This window comes from Tepidiforma sp., from assembly GCF_034433535.1.
Classification (GTDB): domain Bacteria; phylum Chloroflexota; class Dehalococcoidia; order Tepidiformales; family Tepidiformaceae; genus Tepidiforma.
This window is the reverse complement of record NZ_DAOUAO010000108.1, coordinates 1-1,673: the sequence shown is the minus strand read 5'-3', so window position 1 is coordinate 1,673 and position 1,673 is coordinate 1. Positions and strand designations below refer to the sequence as shown.

Genomic DNA, 1,673 nt, shown 5'->3' with positions numbered 1-1,673 from the left:
GATCGTCGAGGCGCACATGGACGTGCCCTGGCGCGAGTTCCTCCGGGCCTGGGGCGAGGTGCGCTCCAGCCCGCTGATCGGCCGCGAGGAGTACGGGCGCTACCTGATCAAGGAGGAGGCGACCCGGCCCTAGGAGCCTGTCCCGGTAATCCGGGCGCGGCTCGAAAAAGCATGGACAGCGCCGCGGCAGGATTGGTTGAATGCGGCATGGCCAAGACCTTCCGCGAGTGGAGCGTCGAGCAGCAGATGCTGTTGCCGCCGTCGGTCCTGGATTTCGTCCCGCCCGGGCATCTGGCGCACTTCGTGCGGGATACGGTGGCCGAGGACCTGGACCTGGCGGCCATCATCGACACCTACGAGGAGGAGCGGGGCTATCCCCCGTATCACCCGATCATGATGACGGCGCTGCTGCTGTACGCGTACTGCCAGGGCCTGTACTCCTCGCGCCGCATCGCCCGGGCCTGCGAGGAGCGCGTCGACTTCATGGCCGTCACGGCGCTGCAGCGCCCGGACTTCCGCACCATCGCCACGTTCCGGCGCCGCCATCTGCCGGCCCTGCGCGGGCTGTTTCAGCAAGTGCTGCGGCTGTGTCGGCGCGCGGGGTTGGTCCGCTTGGGGCATGTCGCCTTGGACGGCACCAAGATCCGGGCGAACGCCTCCAAGCACAAGGCCATGAGCTACCGGCGGATGCTGGAGACCGAAGCGGCGCTGGCCGCCGAGGTGGACCGGTGGTTGGCCGAAGCCGAGGCCACCGATGCCCGGGAGGACGGCGAGCACGGCCCCGACCCCCGGGGCGATGAGTTGCCGGCGTGGGTCGCCAACAAGCAGGAGCGGCTGGCCAAGATTCGCGCGGCCAAGGCGGCGCTGGAAGCCGAGGCCCGCGCCGGCGCCCCGCCCGACGCCCCGGCGCCGCGGCCCGCCCCGAAGGCCCAGTGGAACTTCACCGATCCCGAGAGCCGGATCATGAAGGGGCCGGACGGGTTCGTGCAGGCCTATAACGTGCAGATTGCGGTGGATGCCGCCAGTCAGGTGATCGTGGCTGAGCAGGTGACACCGACGCCGACGGACGTGCAGGCCTTGCCGCCACTGCTGGCCCAGGTCAAGGCCAACACCGGCCGGCCGGCCCGGGAGGTGTCGGCCGACGCGGGGTACTGCTCGACGGCGAATTTGCGGGAACTGCGGCGGCGTCACATCCGCGGCTACGTGGCGGTCGGGCGCCAGCGGCACGGACAGCGGGCGCCCGACACGCCGCGCCAGTTGCCCCCCGGCTCGCTCTGGGCGGCGATGCGCGCTCGCCTGAAGCGGGCGGGCCATCGGAGTCGCTATCGCTTGCGCAAGGTGACCGTAGAGCCGGTGTTCGGTCAGATCAAGGCGGCCCGTGGTTTCCGGCGGTTCCTGCTCCGCGGCTGGACCCAGGTCCAAGGCGAATTCAGCCTGGTCGCCATCGCCCACAATCTGCTCAAGCTGGCGGCGGCCCGGGCCTAATGACCCGGGTCGTAGCCGTCCGTGACTAAACATGTTTACCGTCCACCTGCATGCGACCGACGCCCCCCGGCGTAAGCGTATGCTTTCACCTCTTACCGGGACAGGCTCCTAGTTGGCGGCGGGGCCCCGGCGCCGTTCGGGCGATCGGCCCGATCCGGTCGGGCATCCCGGGGCCTTCCCGAACCCGG

General features: G+C 70.4%; 1 protein-coding gene. It reads left to right on the top strand.

Features of this window, described 5'->3' with window-relative positions:
• The first annotated feature begins 207 nt into the window (after positions 1 to 207).
• A complete protein-coding gene (locus VAE46_RS05820) occupies positions 208 to 1,485 on the top strand; it encodes an IS1182 family transposase (protein ID WP_322795976.1) in 1,278 nt (425 codons plus the stop codon).
• Positions 1,486 to 1,673 lie beyond the last annotated feature (188 nt).

Excerpts from the sequence above, each read along its gene's own strand:
- VAE46_RS05820 (WP_322795976.1), top strand. The coding sequence starts at position 208 with ATGGCCAAGACCTTCCGCGAGTGGAGCGTCGAGCAGCAGATGCTGTTG.